Raw genomic sequence first — 22730 nt, forward strand, 5'->3', positions numbered from 1 at the left:
CGTGCAGCGTGGTTCAGCGAACGACGATCGCCTGCGCGAACTTGACGACATCGGCCGCCGGCACATCGCCCGGCACCGCCAGCCCGCGCTGCACGGCCGGGCGGTCGCGGATGGCGCTGCGCCAGCGGCTCAGGTTCGGCAGGTCGTCGATCGCCACGCCGGCCCAGCCGTGGATGTTCGGCCAGGTGAAATTGATGATGTCGGCGATCGAATAGCTGCCGCGCCCCGGGCCGACCAGGAAGTCGCGGCCTTCGAGGCGGCTGTCGAGCACCTTGTACAGGCGCCGGGTCTCGTTCTGGTAGCGGTCGATCGCCGGCTGGTACTTCTCGTGCCAGTAGCGGAAGAACACGTTGGCCTGGCCCTGCATCGGGCCGACGCCGCCCATCTGGAACATCACCCATTGCAGCGTTTCCGAACGCAGGCGGGTGTCGGTCGGCAGCAGCTGGCCGTATTTCTCGGCGAGGTAGACCAGGATCGCGCCGGATTCGAACACCGCGAACGGGCCCGCGCCGTCCTGCGGCGCGTGGTCGACGATCGCCGGAATCCGGCCGTTCGGATTGATGGCGAGGAACTCCGGCGTCTTCTGCGCGCCGCTGCCGAGATCGACGCGCTGCACCGTGTACGGCACGCCGAGTTCCTCCAGCATGATCGACACCTTGTGGCCGTTCGGGGTCGGGGCAGTGAACAGGTCGATCATCGGAACACTCGGCTTCGAAAAGGTGGCCGACGCTAGCGCGATCGCCAGCGTCTCGCCAGCCGACACGAAAAAGGCCGGCGTCCTTGCGGAAGCGCCGGCCCGTTGGGTGCCGCGATGCGCCTAGGCGGCGACCGCCACCGGCGCCAGCTTGCGCGGCGCCGCCGCGTACTGCGCGGCCAGCGCGTCGATCTGCGCCAGCACCGCGCGGTTGTCGTGATCCCAGGGATGGAAGCCCGGCTTGAAGTAGTCCAGCCACGGCAGCGCGATGCCGCGCAGCGCACCGACCGGGCCCAGCATCAGCCAGCCGAACTTCGCCCAGTCGCGCAGGCCGTGGCGGTGTTCGGCGTCGGCCTTGACCATGCGCGCCATCGTCCAGGCGATGGCCGACAGGAACACGCCGGTGATCACCACCAGCGCCGACGTGCGCAGCAGATAGGCCCGCAGCGTCTTGCCCATGACCTTGCTGTAGACGTCGTAGGCCACCGCCTTGTGCTCGGTTTCCTCCAGCGCATGCCAGCGCCACATCGCGGTCATCGTCGGGTCCGAGCCCTCGATGATCTCCGGCTTGCGCAGCAGCAGGTCGCCGTAGATCGCGGTGAAGTGCTCCAGCGCGATGGTGATCGACAGCTGCACCTCGTGCGGCAGCTTCTTGGCCGCTTCGATGATCGCGAAGATCTCGCGGCCCAGCTGCGCCGCCGGCAGGCCCTGGGCTTCGAGGCGTTCGTTGTATTCCTCGTGCTCGCGGCCGTGCATGGCTTCCTGGCCGATGAACGCGGTGACCTGCTGCTTCAGCTCCGGATCGCTGATCTGGTCGCGGTAATGGCGCAGCGAATGGATGAAGAAGCGCTCGCCGTCCGGGAAGAACAGCGACAGCGTGTTCATGTAGGCGCTCAGCAGCGGACCGTGGGCGTTCCAGCGCTTCAGGTCGATGGCGGCGAGGTCGAACTTCAGGTCACGGCGGATCGGCATCATCGGGACAACTCCGGCAGGGAAATGATCTGAAATAACTGTGCCATTGATTGATGTCACAGTAAAGACAGGCATCCTGCCGCGGATCGGCGAGCCGGTGTCGTAGGTATGATTCACGGCATGAAAGGCATTCTCGGTCGGCTATCCCCGTTTGCGCAGACTGGCGCCGCCCGTGCCGGCAGCGCCGGCACGACGACCACGGCCGTCCGCGAGTACACCATTGACGAGCTGGCCCGCCAGGCCGGCACCACGGTGCGCAACGTCCGCGCCTACCAGGATCGCGGCATCATCCCGCCGCCCGAGCGGCGCGGCCGGGCCGGTGTCTACAACGCCGAGCACCTGTCGCGGCTCCGGATCATCGGCCAGCTGCTGGCGCGCGGGTACACGCTGTCGTCGATCGGCGAACTGATCGAGGCACTCGACCAGGGCCAGAACCTGGCGCAGGTGATCGGCATCGAATCGGCGGTCGCCAGCCCCTGGACCGACGAGCAGCCGATGACCTATTCGCTGCCGGACCTGATCAAGCTGTTCGAGGGCAATTTCGACCCGCGCGTGCTGGCCACGGTCGTCGACCTCGACATCCTGCAGCAGCAGGGCGCGAAGTTCGTCGCGCCGAGCCCGAAGATGATCATCGCCGCCGCCGAGCTGGTGAAGACCGGCATCCCGCTGGCCGACATGCTCGACGTGGTCAGCCAGCTGCGCGCCAATGTCGAACGCGCTGCCGAAGCGATGGTGCAGCTGATCGACAAGCACCTGCTGGAAAAGTACGGCGACGGCCTGCCGCCACCGGAGGAATCGGCCGAGATCGGCGACCTGATCTGGCGCCTGCGGCCGCTGGTCGAGATGGCCGTGCACGCCGAGGTGTCGCGGGCCATGCAGCGCGCCGCCACCCAGCATCTCGGCGACCGCCTGAGCCACGTGCTGGAGCAGTTCGAGCGGGCCCGCCTGCAGGGCGCCGCCCAGGCCGATTCCGACGACGCCTGAGCACGGCCTGAAACAGGCCGGACGGCGCTCGACGCGCGCCGCTAGATCGCCAGCGCCCGATCCGGGTAATCGGTAAACACGCCGTCGACGCCCATCTGGCGCAGCAGGCGCATTTCGGCCGGATCGTTGACCGTGTAGACGTACACCTTGATGCCGTGGGCATGGGCATCGGCGATCAGCCTGGGATCGACGAATTCCGAGGACAGGTTCAGCGTCGCCGCGCCCAGTTCCAGCGCGCAGCCGGCCCAGTCCAGCGGCACGCCGCAGAGCAGCGCGCCGACCGGAATCTCCGGCGCCAACTGCTTGAACTCCCAGAGTTCGGGCAGGTGGAACGACGACACCAGGAACTTCTCGACCGGCCAGCCGGCCTCCACATAGCTGCGGATCACCGCCGCCACCGCCTCGGCCGTGCCGCCGGCCGATTTCAGCTCGATGTTGACGCCGACCCGCTGGTCAACCAGGTCGAGCACTTCCTGCAGCGTCGGGATCAGCTGGCCGCCGCCGGCATCGAGCGCCCGCAGCGCCGCCAGCGGCTGATCGGCCAGAAAGCCGTGGCCGTTGGTGGTGCGATCGAGCGTCAGGTCGTGGAACACCAGCAGCGCGCCGGACGGATGCCGCTGCACGTCGAACTCCACCCACGGCGCCCCCAGCGCGATGCCGGTGTCAATCGCCAGCAGGGTGTTTTCCGGCGCGTGACCACGCGCGCCGCGATGGCCGATGACAGTGAACGCGCTGGAGAACATGACGGGCTCGTCTGCGGCAGGCGGAACCTTACTTTACGCTCGCCCCGCGCCGGACAGACGGATGACCCGCCGCTGCGTGGCAGCTGCGCAGGTCGCCGCGACCGGCGTCCCTCGATCGGCTCAGGACCCCTCGAACCATGCTCCGTCTGCCCGCTGTCGACGCCGCCCGCCGCGCCGTCCCGCTGTTGATCGGCCGCTGCACGGCCGCCGTGCTGGCGCTGGCCGCCGGTCTGCCCGGCAGCGCTGCGGCCCAGCTGCTGCCGCCGGTCTGCGGCTGGTACGAGCCGCCAGTGGCGCTGGCCTATCCGGAAGCGAATGCCCGCTACTACCAGATCGATCTGCCGGCCCGGCCGCCGGCCGGCGCGCGCGTGCGGGTGGAGGGCGAATTCCTCGGCACCCGCTACTTCTCGCTGCAGACCTATGACGCCCGCTTCGATCCGGTCGACCACCTGGCCGACTACCGGTTGCGGGCCGATCCCGGCAGCCGTTCGACCCTGCTCGGTCCCACCGCCAGCAATCCGGCGATCCGCCCCGGCGGTCGCTACACCGCGTATGTCGAGTACGGCGCGCCGCCCCGGCAGCGGCCCCGCAACACGCTGTACACCGGCACCCGCATCGACGCGCCGGTGCGCGCCCGGCTATGGCTGCGCGCCTACCTTCCGGAAACGCGGGTGCCGCTGCCGGTCGTGGTGCTGGAAACGCCGGACGGCGACCGGCCGCTGTTCGCGCCTGATGCCTGCCGACCGCCGCTGCGCCCGGCAGGGGGCGACGCCGCTGCCGCCGACGCCAATGTCGATGCCTCCGCCGCAATGGCGGACGCGGTGCCCGCGCCGACGACCGCCGCCGACGTCGTGGCGACAGCCGGCAGCAGCCCGCGCGTGCGCCGCTTCGAGGTGTTCCACGACATCGGCGACGACGGCGAGGCCAACAGCCAGTTCGGCCTCAACCAGGACGCCGCCTACATGGCGCTGGCCGTGCGCCGCAGCGACGACGTGCTGCTGGTGCAGGGCCGCGCACCGACCTTCCGCGACCGCTTCATCGCCGTGCCGCTGCGCCCGGAAGTGCGCTACTGGTCGTTCTGCCAGAACGACGAGCAGCGCACGACTGTGGTCGCCTGCGCAGCCGATCGCAGCATTCCGGTCGATGCCGCCGGCCGCTACCACCTGGCGCTCGGCGACGGGCTGCCGGCGCTGCCGTTGCGCGCCCGGGGCTTCGCGGCGCTGCCGTTCGGCGCGGTTCGCGATGGCCGGGGCCTGCTGATCTACCGGCAGCTGATCGCCGCCGTCGATTTCGCCGGCGCGATCCAGCGGGTCGGCAGCGGCCAGGACGCCCGCGCCGTGATCGGTGACTACGCGCCGATCGCCGTCAGCTGTCCGCGCACGCTGTTCAGCGCTCGGGTCCGGGCCGGCGACACGCCGGCCAGCATCATCGCCAGCTGCGCCGCCGCGCCCTGAACGCAGCCGGCCGCAGCGCCGGTCTCAGGCCACGGTGACGATCTTCATCGTGTTGGTGCCGCCCATCTCGCCGGTCAGGTCGCCACGGGTCAGCAGCACGCGGTCACCGGTGACGATCACCCGGCGGTACTTCAGGCAGGCGATCGCTTCGCGTTCGGCCTGCATCGCGTCCGAGGTCGAGGGATCGAAGCTCACCGGGTAGACGCCACGACACAGCGCCATCTTGCGGCGGGTCCGCTCGTGGCGGGTCAGCGCGTAGACCGGAATGCCGCTGTCGGTGCGCGACACCATCAGCGCCGTCGAACCGGACTCGGTCAGGCTGACGATGGCCTTGGCGTGCATCTGCTGCGCGGTCCAGGTGGTGGCCATCGCCACGGCTTCGTCGATGCGCTCGAAGTGGCTGCCCATCGTCCGCCGCGAGCGCTCGCGGCTCGGCATCGCCCGCTCGGCGCCGACGCATACGCGCGCCATCGCCTCGATGGTCTTGACCGGCCATTTGCCGGTGGCGGTCTCTGCGGAGAGCATCACGGCATCGGTGCCGTCCATCACCGCGTTGGCGACATCGAGCACTTCGGCACGGGTCGGAATCGGGTTGACGATCATCGACTCCATCATCTGCGTTGCCGTGATCACCATGCGGTTGGCCTCGCGCGAGGCGGCGATGATCTTCTTCTGCCAGCCCGGCAGCTCGGCATCCCCGATCTCCACGCCGAGATCGCCGCGCGCCACCATCACCACGTCGCTGGCCTTGATGATGGCCTCGAGATTCGGCAGCGCCTCGGCGCGCTCGATCTTGGCGACCAGCGCGGCACTGCCGCCGGCCGCCTTCATCAGCTCGCGCGCCTCGTGCATGTCGGCCGCCGAACGCGGGAAGCTGACGGCAATGAAATCGGCACCGATCGAAATCGCGTGGACCAGGTCCTCGCGGTCCTTGTCGGTCAGCGCCGCCGCCGACAGGCCACCGCCCTGCTTGTTGATGCCCTTGCGGTTCGACAGCACGCCGCCGAGCACCACCACGGTGTCGATGCAGCTGCCCTTGACGGCGGTGACCCGCAGGGTGATCGCGCCATCGTTGAGCAGCAGGATGTCGCCCGGCCGGGTGTCGTCCGGCAGCGCCTTGTAGGCGCAGCCGACGGCATGGACATCGCCGGCTTCGGCCGGCAGCGCGGTATCGAGCCGGAACGCCGCGCCCTCGATCAGTTCGACCGGGCCGTCGGCAAAGCTTTCGATGCGGATCTTCGGGCCCTGCAGGTCGGCGAGCACGCCGATGTCGTAGCCCATCTCGTGGGCCGCAGCCCGCACCGCAGCGGCGCGACGGGCGTGGTCGGTGGCCTTGCCGTGCGAGTAGTTCAGGCGGACGACGTCGACGCCGGCCATCAGCAGCCGCTTCAGCACGGCGGGGTCGTCGGTGGCAGGACCGAGCGTGGCGAGGATCTTGGTGCGACGGTTCATGGCGGCAGGTCGGCGGGCGGAAGGATCACGGCGCGATGCGGGCAGCGCCAGCATCTGCAAGCGCTGCACCGGCATTGCACCACATCACCCGCCGGCTCGCGGCGCGGCGACGCCGGGCGGCCGCCGCCGGCAGCCGCGTGGAAGGCGCTGCCCCGGGCGACGGCAGCGGGCAAAATGGCGGCTCCTTCCCGACTTCCGCGAACCCGCCCATGACCGTCCTCGGCACCCCGCTGTCCCCGAACGCCACCCGCGTGATGCTGCTCGGCAGCGGCGAGCTGGGCAAGGAAGTGGTGATCGAGCTGCAGCGGCTGGGCGTGGAGACCATCGCCGTCGATCGCTATGCCGATGCGCCGGCGATGCAGGTGGCCCATCGCAGCCATGTGATCAGGATGCTCGATGGCGACGAGCTGCGCCGCATCGTCGCGCTGGAGCGGCCGCACTTCATCGTTCCGGAGATCGAGGCGATCCACACGCCGACCCTGCAGGCGCTGGAAGCCGAGGGCGCTGCCACCGTGATCCCAACCGCCCGCGCCGCGCGGCTGACCATGGATCGCGAAGGCATCCGCCGGCTGGCAGCGGAAACGCTGGGTCTGCCGACCTCGCCGTATCGCTTCGCCGACAACCTCGCCGACTACCAGGCCGCCGTCGCGGCGATCGGCATTCCCTGCGTGGTCAAGCCGCTGATGTCGTCGTCCGGCAAGGGCCAGAGCACCATCAAGTCGGCGGCCGACGTGCAGAAAGCCTGGGATTACGCGCAGGAAGGCGGCCGCGCCGGCGCCGGCCGGGTGATCGTCGAAGGCTTCATCCCGTTCGACTACGAGATCACGCTGTTGACCGTTCGCCATTCGGGCGGCACGTCGTTCTGCGCGCCGATCGGCCACCTGCAGATCGACGGCGACTACCGCGAATCCTGGCAGCCGCATCCGATGTCGGCGCTGGCACTGCAGCGGGCGCAGGCGATTGCCGAAAAGATCACCGCCAACCTCGGCGGCCGCGGCCTGTTCGGCGTCGAGCTGTTCGTCAAGGGCGACGAGGTGATCTTCAGCGAGGTGTCGCCGCGCCCGCACGACACCGGCCTGGTCACGCTGATCTCGCAGGACCTGCCGCAGTTCGCGCTGCACGCCCGCGCCATCCTCGGCCTGCCGGTGCCGAACATCCGGCAACGCGGCGCCGCCGCCAGTTGCGCGCTGCTGATGGAAGGCGAGCACGTCGCGCCGCGCTACACCGGAATCGCCGAAGCGCTGGCGGCGCCGGACACCCAGCTGCGCCTGTTCGGCAAGCCGTCGCTGTCCGGCCGCCGGCGCATGGGCGTGACCCTGGCGCTGGCCGATGACGTCGACGCGGCGCGGGCCAAGGCGCGGCAGGCGGCAGCGGCGATCAGCATCGCCGACTGACGCTGCCCGCTCAGCCCTCGTCGCGGCTGCGGCGGTCGATCACCAGGGTCGTCGAGCGGCGCAGCAGATGGCGGGTGCGCAGCCGCGCGCGGAACAGCGTCACCGCCGATTGCAGCGCCAGCGCCAGGCTGGCCAGCGGCGCGGTCCAGCGGAAATCGCGCAGCAGCAGCAGGCGCGGCTGCAGCGGCAGGCAGCCGCGATCGCCGACTTCCAGCACCGGGCCGTCCGGACCGGGGTGCTGCAGCAGCGCGCCGCTGTCGACCAGTTCGCGGATCGACGTGGTCAGATCGGCACGGCGCAGGCCGCATTCGCATTCCCAGACGCGTTCCAGCTGCTGGAACGCGATCCGATCGCAGACGCCGCGCACACCTTGCCCCCGCATGACCCGGTACAGGGCGGTATGGCGCGCGTGCTGCGTGACGAGCATCGGGGTCTCCGGGGCCGGCCGGCAACGCTGCGACGGCCACGGGGCGATCCCGGGGTCTGCGGCATCGGGTTCCGGCCCGGCTCAACCGGTACGAGACACTGCTTCGGCCCCGGCGCCCGGCCCGGTCGCCGCGAAAGGCAGCAGTTGGCCGATGGATGGCGCGCCGACGCGGCCGCGAGGCTCAGGCCCGGCGCGGCACGCCGAAGATCCAGCCTTCCGGTTGCCCTGCCCCGGCTGACCACAGGCCGGGATCGGCGGCGCCGTGGCGCAGGCCGGCGGCGGTGACCAGCGCATCGCACTGGTGATCGTCGAAGCTGCCGCGCGCCAGCCCGATCGAGGCCAGCGCGTTGAGCGCGTGGTTGAGATCCTCGCGGCTGCGCAGCTTGGCGTTGCCGAAGCCGGCCTGCCGGATGAACAGCCGCGGATAGATCTCGCAGACCACCGAGCGCCGGTCGTGGCCGGCGGCTGCGTCGAATGGCCAGATCGCGACCCGGGCGGGGTCGTCGACCTGCAGCCGGTGCAGCAGCCGCATGCCGGCCAGCGCGCCCTTGCCAACCTGCTTAGCGCCGATCAGCTGGAACGGCGTCTGCGGGTTGCCGAGACCGGCATCGCGGCAGGCGCTTTCGGTGGCCCTCGGCGCCGCGTTCCAGCCGGGCGGCTGCGGGCCGGCGGTCCAGAAACGCGGATCGCCCGCTGCGTAGCGGCTGCCGAGCAGGTCGCCATCGGCCGCGCAGCGAGCGTCGATGTCGGCCCACAGCGCCGGCGCCGGCCGGCCGTCGCCGGGCAGCGCGAAGGCGAAATCGAAGCCGACCAGCAGCCGCTGCGGCCGCGCCAGTTCGCGCTGCAGCCAGTCGAGCACGGCGGCGCGCGTCCAGGTCTTGCCGGGCGGCGGCACCAGCGCCGGTGCCGCACGGCCGGCCGCGCAGCTGGCCACCGCCACGCCGGCATAGCCCGGCTGGGCGGCGCCGGACCAGTCGATGCCGACGTAGCGGTCGAAGTCGGTGTCGACGGGCGCGCGCATCCGGCTCAGGCGCTGGGCAGCGGGATGAACTCGTGCTCGCCGGGCACCGCCGGGAACGGGCTGCCGGCCTCGCCGTAACGCAGCCAGTCGGCCTTCGCCTGTTCGATGCGCTCCGGGCGCGTCGACACCAGGTTCCACCAGACCGTGCGCGCCTCCGGCAGCCGGGCGCCGCCAAGCAGCATCAGCCGGCTGGCGCTGCGGGCGGTGACCGTCACCTCGGCACCGGGCACCAGCACCGCCAGTTCGCCGGGCGGCACCGCTTCGCCGCCGATCTCCACCGCCCCGCTGACCACGTAGACGGCGCGCTCCTCGTGCTCGCCGCAGACCGGCAGCACCGCGCCGGCATCGAGCTCGGCCGCCACGTAGAGCGTCGGCGAGCGCACCGCGACCGGCGACTGCACGCCGTAGGCCCGCCCGGCGATCACGCTGAGCCGCGCGCCGTCGCGCTGCACGCGCGGCAGGCTGGCCGCCGGGTGGTGGACGAAGGCCGGCTCGATCTCCTCGTCGGCCGCCGGCAGCGCCACCCAGCTCTGGATGCCGTGGATCGCGTAGCCGTTGGCGAGGTCATCCGGATGGGTGCGTTCGGAGTGGACGATGCCGCGCCCGGCGGTCATCCAGTTGACGTCGCCGGGGGTGATGTCCTGCAGGCTGCCGAGGCTGTCGCGATGGCGGATGCGGCCCTCGAACAGATAGGTGACCGTGGCCAGCCCGATATGCGGATGCGGCCGCACATCGATACCGCCGCCGGGCGTGAAGACCGCCGGGCCCATCTCGTCGAAGAACACGAACGGGCCAACCAGCTTGCGGTGGGCAATCGGCAGCACCCGCCGCACGGCGAAGCCGCCGAGGTCGCGGCTGCGGCCGGCGATGCGGTCGAGGATGCAGGAGGAAGCGGTCGGAGCGGTCATGGTCAGGCCGGGCAGGAGCAGGTTCGCCGCGATGATAGGCGCGGCCCGCCGTACTGCGGGCAGCCGGCTGCTGTCACATGCCGTCAACATGCGCTGACTAGGCTCCACGGCTCTTCAATTCCAACGGGGAGCCACGATGACGAAGTTCAACTGGAAGGCCGCCGCCGCGCTGGCCTTTGCCGCTGCGATGCCGGTGCTGGATGCCAGCGCCGCCGGCGTGACGCTGACGCCGCTGGGTCAGTACGACTCCGGCGTTCGCGGCGCCAGCGCCGCCGAGATCGTCGCCCACGATCCGGGCACGCAGAGCCTGTTCGTGGTCAACGCGGCGGCGGCGAGCATCGACGTGCTCGACATCCGCGATCCGACCCGGCCGGCGCTGCGGCGCACCTTGCAAGAAGCCGGCGGCAACGCCAATTCGATCGCCGTGCGCGATGGCCTGGTGGCAGCGGTGTTCGCGGCCGACATCAAGACCAACCCCGGCAAGGTGGTGTTCTACGACGCCGCGACGCTGGAGAAGATCGTCGAGTTCCCGGTCGGCGCGCTGCCCGACATGGTCACCTTCACGCCGGATGGCCGCGGCCTGCTGATCGCCAACGAGGGCGAGTCGAACGGCTACGGCCGGCCGGATTCGGTCGATCCGGAAGGCTCGGTCACCGTGGTCGACCTGCGCGCCGTCCGCGACTGCTACAACGCCCAGCCGAGCCCGCGCAGCTTCGTCACCGCGCTGCGCTGCGTGGCCGATACCGGTGTCGAACCGCGCACGCTGCGCAACACGGTCGGCTTCCGGGCGCTGAACGGCCGCGTCGACGAACTGCGGGCGGCCGGCATCCGCATCTACGGCCCAGGCGCGACCGTCGCCCAGGATCTGGAACCCGAGTACGTCGCCGTGTCGCCAGATGGCAAGACCGCCTGGGTGACGCTGCAGGAAGCCAACGCCGCGGCGGTGATCGACATCAGCGATCTCGGCCGGCCGCGCCTGAAGACGCTGATTCCGTTCGGCAGCAAGGACCACGCGGTGGCCGGCAACGAGCTGGACGCCAGCGACCGCGACAACGCCATCAACATCCGCAACTGGCCGGTCAAGGGCCTGTACCTGCCGGATGCCATCGCCAGCTACCAGGCCGGCGGCGAAACCTTCTACGTCACCGCCAACGAGGGCGACGACCGCAACGATTTCATCCCCGGCGAGGAAACGGTCCGCGTCCGCGCGCTCGGCGCCGAGGCGCTCGACCCGGCCGTGTTCGGCGACATCGAAAGCCTGCGCGACAACACCCGGCTCGGCCGTCTGACCGTTTCGCCGGCCACCGCGCCGCGCAATGCCGCCGGCCAGTTCACCGAGTTGCAGGCGCTCGGCGGCCGCTCGTTCTCGATCTGGTCGTCGCAGGGCCGGCAGGTGTTCGACTCCGGTTCGGATTTCGAGCGGATCACCGCCGCCCGCTACCCGATGAACTTCAACGCCTCCAATGACAACAACAACTTCGACGACCGCAGCGACAACAAGGGCCCGGAGCCGGAAGGCGTGGTGCTGGGCGCCATCGACGGCCGCACCTACGCCTTCATCGGCCTGGAGCGGATCGGCGGCGTGATGATCTACGACGTGACGGTGCCGGCGCAGTCGCGCTATGTCGACTACGTCAACACGCGTGACTTCTCGCTGTCGCCGACCGGCCCGGCACCGACCGACAACGGTCCGGAGGGCCTGGCCTTCATCCCGGCGGCGAACAGCCCGACCGGCCAGCCGCTGCTGGTGATCGGCAACGAGGTCAGCGGCACGACGCGGCTGTTCGCGATCAACCCGCAGAACTAGAGATCAGCCGGCAGGCGCTCACGACGCCTGCCGCAGGAAGGTTTGAAAAGCCCCGCCCGGCCAGTGCGCCGAGCGGGGCTTTTTACTGCGATCGCCGAGCGTCGCCGGCCAGCTCAGGCGAGCGGCGGATCGGGATCGACCGGCCCGGCCGCGTCGGCAGCCGCAGTTGCAGCCGGGCGGGCCGACGAAGACGGTAGCGGCGGCAGCGCCGCGTCGAGCACCGCTGCGGCCGGGAAATTCCATTCGCCGATGTCCAGCCCCTCGCGCTTCATCTGCTCGCGCAGCCGCGCCAGCCGCAGCGGCGCGCCGCTGGTCGACACCACCGCCGTTCCACGCCGGGTGACCAGCACTTCAAGCCGACCGAGCAGCTGCTGGCGATCGCGCACGCGGTTGCCGGACGGCGCCCGGCCATGCGCCCAGGACGCGGCCGGCAGCCAGATGTCGGCCGGCACGCAGAGCGCACCCTCGCCGTCGAGCACCACCAGCGCGAAGTCGCGGAACTTCCGCACCATGCCGTTGCCGAGCGCGGCTTCCAGCACGGTCTTCGGCGCGTTCAGCGGCATCGCGATCGGCGCGATCAGTGATCGTGGTGGCGGTGCTGCTTGCCGTGACCCTTGTGCCGGCCGTGGTCATGGCGGTGGTCACGGTGACGCGGGCGGTGGCGATCGTCGCGGCGGGGCGCGCTGCGGCTGCCGTCGCGGCCGGCATTGGCGCCGATCGCGGCCCCGGTGGCGCCGCCGATGGCACCGCCCAGGATCGCGCCCTCGCGGCCGCCGACCGAATCGCCGACGGCGGCGCCCGCGCCACCGCCGATGGCACCGCCGATCACGGCGCCGGTGGTGTCACCGGCGAAGGCCGGCATGGAGAGGGCGGTGGTCAGGCACAGGGCCGTGGTCAGCCTGCGGATGTTCATGGGCGGATTCTCGACGAAGAAAGGTGGAATTCGGCGTGCGGATCAATCGCGGCAGTAGCGGTCATGGCGATGGCCATGGTGGCCGTGGTGATGGCCGTGACCGCGCCGGTCGTCCTCGTAGACATAGACGTTGGTGCGGCTGTAGCCGCCGTAGTAGCGACGGTCGTCGTAGCGGGGCGGGTAACGGCGATCGTAGCGGCGGTCGTCGACATAGCGGCGGTCATAGCCGCGATCGCGATCGTCGTAGCGACGATTGTCGTAACGATCCCGGTTCTGGCTGGCGACCGACGCGCCGACCAGGCCACCGAGTGCGCCGCCGACCACCGCGCCATCGCGGCCGCCCACCGAGTTGCCGACGGCAGCGCCGGCGGCCGCGCCGATGGCGGCCCCGAGGATCTGGTCACTCCGGCTGCCGGCCATCGCCGGTGAGGTGATCGCAGTCGCCAGCAGCGCGACCGCGAGAATGGACTTGAACATGACGGTCTCCCGAGAAAGGTGTCGATGCCGTTTGCATCGTGAGACCGAGCTTGCAGGCGCGGCGCTGAATTGCGCCTGAACCGCTGCGGCCTGCCATTGGCAGGCCGCCGGCATCAGCCCGGGCGGGGCTTCTTCGGCTTCGGCTTGCCGCCGGCCGGCGCTTCGTACGGCGTCTTCGCCGGCGGCGCATTGAGCCGGCTCAGCTTCAGCTGGCGGCCGACCACCCAGACCTTCTGCAGGTCGCGGAAGATCTCCTTCGGCATACCGGCCGGCAGATCGACCAGGCTGTAGTCGTTCTCGATCTCGATGCGGCCGATGAAGCTCGATTCGACGCCAGCTTCGTTGGCGATCGCGCCGACGATGTTGCCGGGCTTCACGCCATGGGCGTAGCCGACCTCGACGCGGAAGGTTTCCATCGGCACCGATTCCTCGCGCGGCGCGCGCTTCGGGCTCGGGCGCGGTGCTTCGTCGAAGCTGCGCGGCGCCGGGCTGGCATCGTCGGGACGCAGCGGCCGCTCGGCGCGTACCGGCGGCTCGGAGCGGGTCGGCCGGGCGGCGCGCGGCGGGCGCGCCGACGGATTGCCGGCCGCAGCCGCAGCAGCGCGGCGTTCGGCATAGGTCGACGGCGGCGGCGCGACGCGCTCGAAGTCCCGGCGTGGGGCCGGCGACGGACGCGACGGCGAGCCGGCCGATTCAACGCTGTAGCCGCGTGCCGGCGCTGCCACCGGTTCCGGCACCGGGTCGAGCAGCAGGTCGGCATCGCCCTGCACCAGCTTGGCGAGCGCAGCGGCGATGTCGAGCATCTCCACGCCGCGCTCGGTCGAGAAGTCGGTGAGGATGGCCTTGAACGCATCGAGCCCGCCGCTTTCCAGCGATTCGGCGATCTTCTGCGTGAAGCGGGCGATGCGCTGGGTGTTGACCGCTTCGATCGACGGCAGCTCCATCGGCGTGATCGGCTGGCGCGTGGCGCGCTCGATCAGCTTCAGCATGTGCCGCTCGCGCGGTGCGACGAACAGGATCGCCTCGCCCGAGCGGCCGGCGCGGCCGGTACGGCCGATGCGGTGCACGTAGCTCTCGGTGTCGGTCGGGATGTCGTAGTTGAAGACGTGGCTGATGCGCTCCACGTCCAGCCCGCGTGCGGCGACATCGGTGGCAACGACGATGTCGAGGCGACCGTCCTTCAGCCGGTTCACGGTGTGCTCGCGGGCGCGCTGCTCCATGTCGCCGTTCAGCGCCGCGACGTTGTAGCCGCGCGCTTCGAGCTTGTCGGCCAGCTCCTGGGTCGCGGCCTTGGTGCGCGCGAAGATGATCATGCCGTCGAAGCTTTCGGCTTCGAGGATGCGGGTCAGCGCATCGAGCTTGTTGTAGCCCGACACCAGCCAGTAGCGCTGGCGGATGTTGGTGGCGGTGGAGGTCTTCGACTTGATCGTGACTTCCGCCGGGTCCTTCAGATAGGTCTGGGCGATGCGCCGGATCACCGCCGGCATGGTCGCCGAGAACAGCGCCACCTGCCGCTGCGGCGGGGTTTCCTTGAGCACGTACTCGACGTCTTCGATGAAGCCCATGCGCAGCATCTCGTCGGCTTCGTCGAGCACCAGGCACTTGATCTGCGACAGGTCCAGCGTGCCGCGCTTCATGTGATCGAGCACGCGACCCGGCGTGCCGACCACCACGTGCACGCCGCGCCGCAGCGCCGACAGCTGCGGGCCATAGCTCTGGCCGCCGTAGATCGGCAGCACGTGGAAGCCGGGAATCTTCGCCGCGTACTTCTGGAACGCTTCGGCGACCTGGATCGCCAGCTCGCGCGTCGGCGCCAGCACCAGCGCCTGCGGCGGCCGCTGCTCGGGATCGAGCCTGGACAGGATCGGCAGCGCGAACGCTGCCGTCTTGCCGGTGCCGGTCTGCGCCTGGCCCAGCACGTCGCGGCCATCGAGCAGCTGCGGAATGGTGGCCGCCTGGATCGGCGACGGAGATTCGTAACCGACGGCATCGAGGGCGGCCAGCACGGCCTCCGACAAGGCGAGATCACGGAAAGTAACGGTGCCGTCGGCGACGGATTCGGACATGTCGATACCTGGGTAGGACACTCGTCGATGCGAGCGACCGGGATGGATGGGCGTTACGAACGCCCGAAACATCGCGGCACTCGAAAGACCGCGCGATTTTACCCGCTTGCGGCCCTGCCCATTGCCGCGCGGCCTGCGCTGCGGCCCGCAGCCGGCACCGCCGGTCAGCCCGGCTGCCTAGAATTTCGTGCAACCCGAGCCGGAGGATGGCGAATGCAACGCGAGGCCAAGACCGTCAGCGACTACCTCGACCAGGTGCCTGCCGAACGCCGCGCGGCGCTGGAGCAGCTGCGCGCACGCTGTCGGGCCGCGTATCCGGACGCCGTCGAAAGCCTCGCCTTCGGCATGCCGAGCTACCAGCGCGAAGGCCGGGTCGAAGTCGCCTTCGCCAGCCAGAAGCAGTACATCGCGCTGTACCTGATGAAGCCGGCGGTGATCCGCGACCACAAGGCGGCGCTGAAGGGACTGAGCGTCGGCAAGGCCTGCGTGCGTTTTCCGGCTCCCGAGCGCATGGACTTCGCGCTGATCGACCGGCTGCTGGCCGCGTCCCGCGATTCGCCCGACGCGCCCTGCTAGCCGGCCGCGCTGTTGAGCTTGCGCGCCAGCAGCCACAGGCGGGCGTCGAACTCGCGCTGGTGATAGTCCGGCAGCATGTGCTCGCACAGATCGTAGAAGCGCTTGTCGTGATCGGCCTCGCGGATATGGGCCAGTTCATGGACGACGATCATCTCCAGGAACTCCGGCGCGCCTTCGCGGAACACCGAGGCGATGCGGATCTCCTGCTTCGATTTCAGCTTCGCGCCCTGCACGCGCGAGCTGCGCATATGCAGGCCGAGCGCGTTGCGCACCGCGTCCATGCCGTTCTCGTAGCGCACCCGGTGCAGCGGCGGCGCGTTGCGCAGGTAGTCGCGCTTCAGCTCGGCAACGTAGTTGAGCAGCGCGGAATCCGACTGCACCTGGTGCCGCGCCGGGTACTTCTTGGCGATGTAGGCCTGCAGGCGCTGCTCGGCGATCAGCCGGCGCACCTGGTCGAGCGTGGCCGCCGGGTAGCCGGCGAGATACGGCAGCGCTTCGGTCACGGTCAGGCCGCGTCCGGCACGGTCGCGTCGATGCGGTAGTCGTGCCGGCCGCCGCCGACGATCAGCGTCATCTCGCCGGCGATGCCGCTCAGCTCGCCGGTGCCGGAGTCCGGCACGATGCTGACCCGAAGCTCCGGCGCGCCGCGGTTCATCACGCCGCGATGCACGACCAGGAAACTGCCGCTGCGGCCGTCGAGCGTGCCGCTGATCCGCTCGATCGCGACATAGGCCGCCGAGCCGGCGACCGCGCCCATGCCGGTCAGCATCTCGCCGGCGCCGATGGCATCGAGGCCGCCGTGGAAGCGCTTGTCCAGCCGCATGCGGCCACGGGCGCTGTCGTCGCCGGGCTGATCGAGCGTCAGCGGCGTCAGGCTGACATCGAAGGAACCGGCAGCAGTCAGCTGAGGCATGGCGGGCGATCTCGAAAACGCGCGGACGCAGGGCTGCGAGCATAGGCAGCGGCGTTGGCCCGGACAACTTGTCAAGGCCGCAGCGCGGGCGGCTCCAGTACCATTCGACGCTGATCCGTCTTGCTGCCGAAGATCCCATGACCCTCGCCCGCCTCGCCGCCGCGTTCGCCATCGCGACCGCTGCCGTTGCCGCCGCCCCCCTAAGCCATGCCGCCGGAGCCGCTTCCTTGTCCAGCGCCGTCAAGCCTTTCGATGTCCACACCCTGGTGCGCCTGGAACGGGTGTCCGATCCCCGCGTGTCGCCGAACGGCCGCACCGTGGCTTACACGCTGCGGACCACCGACTACGAGGCCAACAAGGGCGTGCAGTCGATCTGGCTGCACGATCTGGAAGCCGGCACCACGCGCCGGCTGACCGCCGGCAGCGGCGCTTCGCACAGCCCGCGCTGGGCTTCCGACGGCAGCCTGTACTTCCTGTCGACGCGCAGCGGCTCGCAGCAGGTCTGGCGCCTGAGTCTCGATGACGGCGGCGAAGCGCAGCCGGTCACCGACCTGCCGCTGGACGTCGGCAGCTTCGTGCTGTCACCGACCGGCGACCGGATCGCCGTGTCGGTCGACAGCTTCCCGGACCTGGGCGCCGACCTCGCCGCATCGAAGCAGCGTCTCGAGGCGCGCGCCGCGCAGAAGAACACCGGCGTCGTCTACGAGCGGCTGTTCATCCGCCACTGGGATACCTGGAAGGACGGCACCCGCGCCCAGCTGTTCGGCTTCGCGCTCGACGACCAGGGCGCGATCACCGGCAACGCCCAGTGGCTGTCGAACGGCATCGATGGCGACGTGCCGTCCAAGCCATTCGGCGGCGACGAGGAAATCACCTACACCGCCGATGGCCGCTTCGTGATCTTCACCGCCCGGATCGCCGGCAGCAGCGAATCCTGGAGCACCAACTTCGATCTCTGGCGGGTGCCGGCCGATGGCTCGGCGAAGCCGGAGAACCTGACCGCTGACAACCCGGCCGGCGACAGCGGCCCGGTGGTGTCCGCCGATGGTCGCTGGCTGGCCTGGCGGGCGATGTCGCGGCCGGGCTTCGAAGCCGACCGCAACCGCATCATGGTGCGCGAGCTGAACCGCGACGGCAGCCTCGGCCCGGCCCGCGAAGTGGCGCCGAAATGGGATCGCTCGCCGGATGCACTGCAGTTCTCGCCGGACGGCCGCAAGCTCTATGCCACCGCCGACGACCTCGGCCAGCACCGCGTGTTCGCGATCGACGTCGCCACCGGCAAGACCAAGGCCCTGACCGGCGACGGCCACGTCGAAGGCTTTGCGCTGGCCCGCGACGCGCTGATCGTCGCCCACAACACGCTGGCCAGCCCGAGCCAGCTGTTCCGCATCCGCCTCGGCGGCAGTGCGCCGCTGCAGCTGACCCAGCACAACGCCGCCACGCTGGCGGCGACCGGCTTCGGCGACTACGAGCAGTTCAGCTTCAAGGGCTGGAACGACGAGAAGGTCTACGGCTATGTGGTGAAGCCGGTCGGCTACGTGGCCGGCAGGAAGTACCCGATCGCCTTCATCATCCACGGCGGGCCACAGGGCAGCATGGCCAACGATTTCCACTATCGCTGGAATCCGCAGACCTATGCCGGCGCCGGCTTCGCGGTGATCTGCATCGACTTCCACGGCTCCACCGGCTACGGCCAGGCATTCACCGACGCGATCTCCGGCCACTGGGGCGACCGGCCGCTGGAGGACCTGCAGAAGGGCTACGCGGCCGCGCTGGCCAAGTACAGCTTCCTCGACGACAAGCGCGCCGTGGCGCTCGGCGCCAGCTACGGCGGCTACATGGTCAACTGGATCGCCGGCAACTGGGCCGAGCCGTGGAAGGCGCTGGTCAACCACGACGGCGTGTTCGACAACCGCTCGATGGCTTATTCCACCGAGGAACTGTGGTTCGACGAATGGGAGCACGGCGGCACCCCGTTCGAGCGCCCGGCCGCCTACGAGCAGTTCAACCCGGTCAACCACGTTGCCAAGTGGAAGGTGCCGATGCTGGTCGTCCAGGGCGGCATGGATTTCCGCATTCCGGTCGAGCAGGGCATCGCCACCTTCACGGCGCTGCAGCGGCGCGGCATCCCCAGCCAGCTGCTGCACTTCCCGGACGAGAACCACTGGGTGCTGAAGCCCCAGAACTCGGTGCAATGGCACGAGACCGTGCTGGCCTGGCTGAAGCGCTGGACGGCGGAGTAGCGCCGGCCCGGTAGCCGCCACACGCGCGGCGATCGGGGCGGCTATCGGGGGCGAGCCCGCAGACGCACCGATGGGTGCCGGAAGCGGCGGCCGGTCGGCGACACTGCGGCTTTCCTGCCCTGCCCTCGCCGACATGCCGACCGCGCCGAAAGTCCTCGACTGGTACTTCGACTTCATCTCGCCGTACGCGTACTTCGCGCTGCTGAAGCTCGATCGCGCACTGCCGACAGGAGTCGAGCTGCGGCTGCGGCCGCTGCTGTTCGCCGGGCTGCTGAACCATCACGGCCACAAGGGGCCGGCGGAGATTCCGGCCAAGCGGATCTGGACCTACCAGTCCTGCACCTGGAGTGCCGCGCAGGCCGGCATTCCGTTCCGTTTCCCGGCTGCGCATCCGTTCAACCCGATTCCCTACCTGCGGCTGTGCCTGGCCGCCGGGGCGACGCCAGTGGCGACGCGGACGATCTTCGATGCGCTGTGGACCACCGGCGCCGATCCGGCCGACCCGGCGCAGGTCGAAGCCCTGGCGGCCCGCCTCGACGTGCCGCTGGCGGCGCTCGAAGCCCCGGCGGTCAAGCAGCAGCTGCGCGACAACGGCGAGGCGGCCATCGCCGCCGGCGTGTTCGGCGTGCCGACCTTGGTGATCGACGGCCGACTGTTCTGGGGCGTCGACGGCCTCGACTTCGCGATGGCCTGCCTCGCCGATCCTGCGCTGCTCGATGGCGCCGAGATGCGCCGGCTGGCGACGCTGCCGGCGGCCGCCAGCCGGCTGCGCGCCGCGTCCGCCTGAATCGCCGCGCCGCTGTCGGTGGCGTTGACGGCGTCGATCAGCTGACGGCGTCGCGCTCCATCAGCTTGACGATCGTGTGCAGGCTGCGGTTGTACGGCGTTGGCACGTTCAGCCGTTCACCGGTGCGGACGATGTAGCCGTTCAGGTGATCGATCTCGGTGGCGCGGCCGGCCGCCAGGTCCTGCGCCGTCGACGAGCGCTGCCCGGCCATGGTGTCGGCAATGTCGCGGATCGCCAGATCGGGGTCGCGCAGGATCTTCACGCCGGCCGCGTCGGCCACCGCCACGCACTCGGCCGCCACCGCCTGCATCATCGCCAGCACCGGCGGCCGGTCGGCCAGATCGCGATAGGTGCGCTGGGAAATCGCCGACAGCGCATTGAACGCGCAGTTGACGATCAGCTTGCCCCACTGCGCCGACAGCACGTCGGCCGACACCGTGGTCGGCACGCCGGCGGCGGCCAGCACGGCGGCAATCGCGTCGCTGGCCGGCGACGGGCCGATCATCAGATCGCCCCGGCCGTGGTGGCGCACATGGCCGACCGCCGGCATCGCCACCGCCACGTAGACCGCCGCCGGAATCACCGGCCGGCCGAGCACGGCCGCCAGCCGCTCGGCGTTGTCGACGCCGTTCTGCAGGCTCAGCACCTGCGCCTGCGGCGACAGCTGCGGAGCCAGCGCCCGGGCCGCGCTTTCGCTGTCGCCGGATTTCACGCAGACCAGCACCAACTCGGCATCGGCTGCGGCGGCCTCCGGCGTGGTCGCCGCCTGCACTGCCAGCCGTTCGCGGCCGGCGGCGGTTTCCAGGATCAGGCCGTCGCGACGGATCACCTCGACATGGCGCTGGCGGCCGACCAGCGTCACCGGATGACCGGCGCGCGCCAGCATCGCGCCGTAGTAGCAGCCCACCGCACCCGCGCCCATCACCAGGGTTTTCATCGTCGATCCGCCATCGCTTCGGTTGCTCATCGGTCACGGCGCGCCGTGGCGCCGATCGGCGCGCATTTTCCCGCAGCGCGCCGCCGACTGCTGCGCCGCCGCAGCGGCGCGGCAAGGGAATCGCCAGCGATGAGCCAGCAGCCGTCGCCGTGCACAATCGACGCGCCTCCGGACGCCTTGCGATCCGGCACATCAGTGGCCCGCCAGACGGCCATCCGCAACAGTACCCGCGTGCGAGGAGACCGCAGCATGAGCATCGACGTCGAACGACTGTACGACCGGCGCGCCGACAACCGCTGGGAGCGCACCAGCATCGGCGACGTGTTCGAGCGCATGACCTGGAGCCTGCCGGACAAGCTGGCGCTGATCGCCGCGCCGTGCGCGGTGCGCGATCCGGCCTACGCGCGGCTCAGCTACCGGCAGGCCGACGAAGCGGCCAACCGCATCGCCCACGGGCTGATCGCGGCGGGCCTGCAGCGGGGCGCGCGGGTGGCGCTGTTCTGCGACAACTCGCCGGAGGCCTTCGTCGCCAAGATCGCCATCGCCAAGGCCGGCATGGTGGCGATGCCGATCAACACGATGATGGCGGCCGACATGGTCACCCACTCGCTGCGCCACGTCGGCGCGGCGGCCGGGCTGGTGGACGCCGAATCGTGGCCGAAGTGCCGCGCCTCCTTCGAAGCCGCCGGCGTGCCGGTGATCGCCGCGATCTGCGATGCGCAGGGCGACAGCGCCGGGCTGCCCTCGCTGCGCAGCTTCGTCGACGGCCAGCCGGCCCACGAGCCGGACGTGCGCATCCACGGCGACGACATCTGGGAAATCCTGATGACGTCCGGCACCACCTCGATGCCCAAGGCGGTGATGATCTCGCACAGCTACAGCACGCTGGCGGCGCTCAACCAGGCGCTGTGCTATTCGCGCGGCGTGCGCTTCGAATCCGACTACCGGATGTGCAGCTTCCTGCCGCTGATCTATCACATCGGCGATCAGATCTTCGGCCTGTCGGCGCTGCTGGCCGGCGGCAGCCTGGTGATCGGCCGTAGCTTCGATGCCCGGCGAGTGGCCGAGACCATCACCAGCGAACGGCCGAGCGCGCTGTTCAGCGGCTCGCCGCAGCTGACCGGCGAGCTGCTGCGCTGCGTCGACGCCGCCGATGGCCGCTACGACCTCAGCAGCCTGACGGTGCTGACCTTCGGCTGGGCGTCGATGCCGCCGGCCTTCGCCGCGCGGCTGGCGCAGCTGGCGCCGGGCATCCAGCTGGTCGGCATCTTCGGCCAGACCGAGGCCATCGCCCTGCATCGCTTCTCGCCGCAGCGCTGGCCGGAGGTCTACGAGCAGACCGCACCGGCCACCAACGTCGTCGGCCTGCCCTCGCCGCTGCTGGCCTCGACGGTGATGGACGCCGACGGCCGCTCGCTGCACGACCAGCCCGGCGTGCCCGGTGAAGCGGTCTACCGCTCGCCGGTGATGACCGCCGGCTACTTCCGCGATGCCCGCGCCACCGAGGACGCGTTCCGCCACGGCTGGTTCCACAGCGGCGACATGTGCACCTACCGCGACGACGGCCTGCGCGTGATGATCGACCGCTACAAGGACGTCGTGAAATCCGGCGGCGAGAACGTTTCCAGCCTGCGCGTCGAAGCCGTAGTCGCCCAGCATCCGTCGGTGGCCCGGGTCGCGGTGATCGGCCTGCCGGACCCGCGCTGGGGCGAGGCGGTGACCGCCGTGGTCGTGCTGCGCGCCGGCGAAGCCTGGGACGAAGCCGCGCTGTCGGCGTTCTGCCGCGCGCGGCTGGCCGGCTACGAAACGCCCAAAGCTTTCGTGGTCATGGACGATCTGCCGGCCACGGTCGGCGGCAAGGTGCTGAAGTACCGCCTGCGGGCGCTGCTCGGCGGCGCAGCCGCCGCCCACCCGCCGGCGGCCTGACCGCGCCTGAACTTCGCCCGCGTCGCGCCGCCCGAC

22 protein-coding genes are annotated in these 22730 nt (G+C 70.5%); 8 read left to right on the forward strand and 14 right to left on the reverse strand.

The window, feature by feature from the left end; genetic code table 11:
• Positions 1 to 13: 13 nt before the first annotated feature.
• Together ACTIGJ_RS16610 and ACTIGJ_RS16615 are read right to left on the reverse strand one after the other, a co-directional pair.
• Positions 14 to 697 carry a glutathione S-transferase family protein gene (locus ACTIGJ_RS16610; protein WP_439641435.1) on the reverse strand — a complete coding sequence of 228 codons (684 nt, stop codon included), beginning with the start codon at positions 695 to 697 and terminating at the stop codon, positions 14 to 16.
• 120 nt (positions 698 to 817) lie between these two features.
• On the reverse strand, positions 818 to 1669 hold the full coding sequence (locus ACTIGJ_RS16615; RefSeq protein WP_439641436.1) for a metal-dependent hydrolase: 852 nt from the start codon (positions 1667 to 1669) through the stop codon (positions 818 to 820).
• Between the two features lie 117 nt (positions 1670 to 1786).
• Between ACTIGJ_RS16615 and ACTIGJ_RS16620 the strand changes: the two genes are divergently transcribed.
• A complete protein-coding gene (locus tag ACTIGJ_RS16620) occupies positions 1787 to 2650 on the forward strand; it encodes a MerR family transcriptional regulator (RefSeq protein ID WP_439641437.1) in 864 nt (287 codons plus the stop codon).
• Positions 2651 to 2691: 41 nt separating this feature from the next.
• Here ACTIGJ_RS16620 and ACTIGJ_RS16625 read toward each other — a convergent pair whose 3' ends face one another.
• A complete protein-coding gene (locus ACTIGJ_RS16625) occupies positions 2692 to 3393 on the reverse strand; it encodes a glycerophosphodiester phosphodiesterase (RefSeq protein WP_439641438.1) in 702 nt (233 codons plus the stop codon).
• Between the two features lie 137 nt (positions 3394 to 3530).
• Here ACTIGJ_RS16625 and ACTIGJ_RS16630 point away from each other — a divergent pair, with 137 nt between their 5' ends.
• Positions 3531 to 4847, forward strand: a complete 1317-nt coding sequence (locus ACTIGJ_RS16630) for a hypothetical protein (RefSeq protein WP_439641439.1) — start codon at positions 3531 to 3533, stop codon at positions 4845 to 4847.
• 24 nt (positions 4848 to 4871) lie between these two features.
• Here ACTIGJ_RS16630 and pyk read toward each other — a convergent pair whose 3' ends face one another.
• Positions 4872 to 6299 carry a pyruvate kinase gene (pyk, locus tag ACTIGJ_RS16635; RefSeq protein WP_439641440.1) on the reverse strand — a complete coding sequence of 476 codons (1428 nt, stop codon included), beginning with the start codon at positions 6297 to 6299 and terminating at the stop codon, positions 4872 to 4874.
• A gap of 209 nt (positions 6300 to 6508) precedes the next feature.
• On the opposite strand from pyk, the gene purT reads away from it, so the two are divergent.
• The gene (gene purT, locus ACTIGJ_RS16640) at positions 6509 to 7693 is read left to right on the forward strand and encodes a formate-dependent phosphoribosylglycinamide formyltransferase (protein WP_439641441.1); all 1185 of its coding nucleotides are present in this window, start codon (positions 6509 to 6511) and stop codon (positions 7691 to 7693) included.
• 10 nt (positions 7694 to 7703) lie between these two features.
• On the opposite strand, the gene ACTIGJ_RS16645 is transcribed toward purT, so the two are convergent.
• The 3 genes from ACTIGJ_RS16645 to ACTIGJ_RS16655 all read right to left on the reverse strand — a co-directional run bounded on the left by ACTIGJ_RS16645 (position 7704) and on the right by ACTIGJ_RS16655 (position 10049).
• Positions 7704 to 8120 (reverse strand): hypothetical protein, encoded by a 417-nt coding sequence (locus ACTIGJ_RS16645; RefSeq protein ID WP_439641442.1) that lies wholly within the window; start codon positions 8118 to 8120, stop codon positions 7704 to 7706.
• Between the two features lie 181 nt (positions 8121 to 8301).
• Entirely contained in the window at positions 8302 to 9141 is an 840-nt protein-coding gene (locus ACTIGJ_RS16650; RefSeq protein WP_439641443.1) for a hypothetical protein, read from the reverse strand.
• 5 nt (positions 9142 to 9146) lie between these two features.
• Positions 9147 to 10049 carry a pirin family protein gene (locus tag ACTIGJ_RS16655; RefSeq protein WP_439641444.1) on the reverse strand — a complete coding sequence of 301 codons (903 nt, stop codon included), beginning with the start codon at positions 10047 to 10049 and terminating at the stop codon, positions 9147 to 9149.
• Positions 10050 to 10185: 136 nt separating this feature from the next.
• Between ACTIGJ_RS16655 and ACTIGJ_RS16660 the strand changes: the two genes are divergently transcribed.
• On the forward strand, positions 10186 to 11856 hold the full coding sequence (locus tag ACTIGJ_RS16660; protein ID WP_439641445.1) for a choice-of-anchor I family protein: 1671 nt from the start codon (positions 10186 to 10188) through the stop codon (positions 11854 to 11856).
• Between the two features lie 82 nt (positions 11857 to 11938).
• Here ACTIGJ_RS16660 and ACTIGJ_RS16665 read toward each other — a convergent pair whose 3' ends face one another.
• The 4 genes from ACTIGJ_RS16665 to ACTIGJ_RS16680 all read right to left on the reverse strand — a co-directional run bounded on the left by ACTIGJ_RS16665 (position 11939) and on the right by ACTIGJ_RS16680 (position 15312).
• The gene (locus ACTIGJ_RS16665; protein ID WP_439641461.1) at positions 11939 to 12094 is read right to left on the reverse strand and encodes a hypothetical protein; all 156 of its coding nucleotides are present in this window, start codon (positions 12092 to 12094) and stop codon (positions 11939 to 11941) included.
• Between the two features lie 339 nt (positions 12095 to 12433).
• Complete coding sequence (locus ACTIGJ_RS16670; RefSeq protein WP_439641446.1) at positions 12434 to 12769, reverse strand: glycine zipper domain-containing protein; 336 nt, start codon at positions 12767 to 12769, stop codon at positions 12434 to 12436.
• 42 nt (positions 12770 to 12811) lie between these two features.
• A complete protein-coding gene (locus ACTIGJ_RS16675; protein WP_439641447.1) occupies positions 12812 to 13246 on the reverse strand; it encodes a glycine zipper domain-containing protein in 435 nt (144 codons plus the stop codon).
• Between the two features lie 113 nt (positions 13247 to 13359).
• A complete protein-coding gene (locus tag ACTIGJ_RS16680; RefSeq protein WP_439641448.1) occupies positions 13360 to 15312 on the reverse strand; it encodes a DEAD/DEAH box helicase in 1953 nt (650 codons plus the stop codon).
• A gap of 213 nt (positions 15313 to 15525) precedes the next feature.
• Between ACTIGJ_RS16680 and ACTIGJ_RS16685 the strand changes: the two genes are divergently transcribed.
• Entirely contained in the window at positions 15526 to 15888 is a 363-nt protein-coding gene (locus ACTIGJ_RS16685; protein WP_439641449.1) for an iron chaperone, read from the forward strand.
• Here ACTIGJ_RS16685 and ACTIGJ_RS16690 read toward each other — a convergent pair.
• Entirely contained in the window at positions 15885 to 16397 is a 513-nt protein-coding gene (locus tag ACTIGJ_RS16690) for a M48 metallopeptidase family protein (RefSeq protein ID WP_439641462.1), read from the reverse strand. The genes ACTIGJ_RS16685 and ACTIGJ_RS16690 overlap by 4 nt on opposite strands.
• On the reverse strand, positions 16394 to 16801 hold the full coding sequence (locus ACTIGJ_RS16695) for a DUF3224 domain-containing protein (protein WP_439641463.1): 408 nt from the start codon (positions 16799 to 16801) through the stop codon (positions 16394 to 16396). The genes ACTIGJ_RS16690 and ACTIGJ_RS16695 overlap by 4 nt, the downstream gene beginning before the upstream one ends.
• Positions 16802 to 16938: 137 nt before the next feature.
• Between ACTIGJ_RS16695 and ACTIGJ_RS16700 the strand changes: the two genes are divergently transcribed.
• Positions 16939 to 19044, forward strand: a complete 2106-nt coding sequence (locus ACTIGJ_RS16700) for a prolyl oligopeptidase family serine peptidase (protein WP_439641450.1) — start codon at positions 16939 to 16941, stop codon at positions 19042 to 19044.
• A gap of 133 nt (positions 19045 to 19177) precedes the next feature.
• Positions 19178 to 19831, forward strand: coding sequence for a 2-hydroxychromene-2-carboxylate isomerase (locus ACTIGJ_RS16705; protein WP_439641451.1), 654 nt, complete (start codon positions 19178 to 19180; stop codon positions 19829 to 19831).
• A 37-nt stretch (positions 19832 to 19868) separates the two neighbouring features.
• Here the strand turns inward: ACTIGJ_RS16705 and ACTIGJ_RS16710 are convergent, their stop codons facing one another.
• Positions 19869 to 20798: a ketopantoate reductase family protein gene (locus tag ACTIGJ_RS16710; RefSeq protein ID WP_439641452.1), complete on the reverse strand. Its 930-nt coding sequence runs from the start codon at positions 20796 to 20798 to the stop codon at positions 19869 to 19871.
• 219 nt (positions 20799 to 21017) lie between these two features.
• Here ACTIGJ_RS16710 and ACTIGJ_RS16715 point away from each other — a divergent pair, with 219 nt between their 5' ends.
• Positions 21018 to 22694, forward strand: coding sequence for an AMP-binding protein (locus ACTIGJ_RS16715; RefSeq protein WP_439641453.1), 1677 nt, complete (start codon positions 21018 to 21020; stop codon positions 22692 to 22694).
• The last annotated feature ends 36 nt before the right edge of the window (positions 22695 to 22730 follow it).

The organism is Nevskia sp. (assembly GCF_051860985.1).
In the GTDB taxonomy this organism is placed as follows: domain Bacteria; phylum Pseudomonadota; class Gammaproteobacteria; order Nevskiales; family Nevskiaceae; genus Nevskia.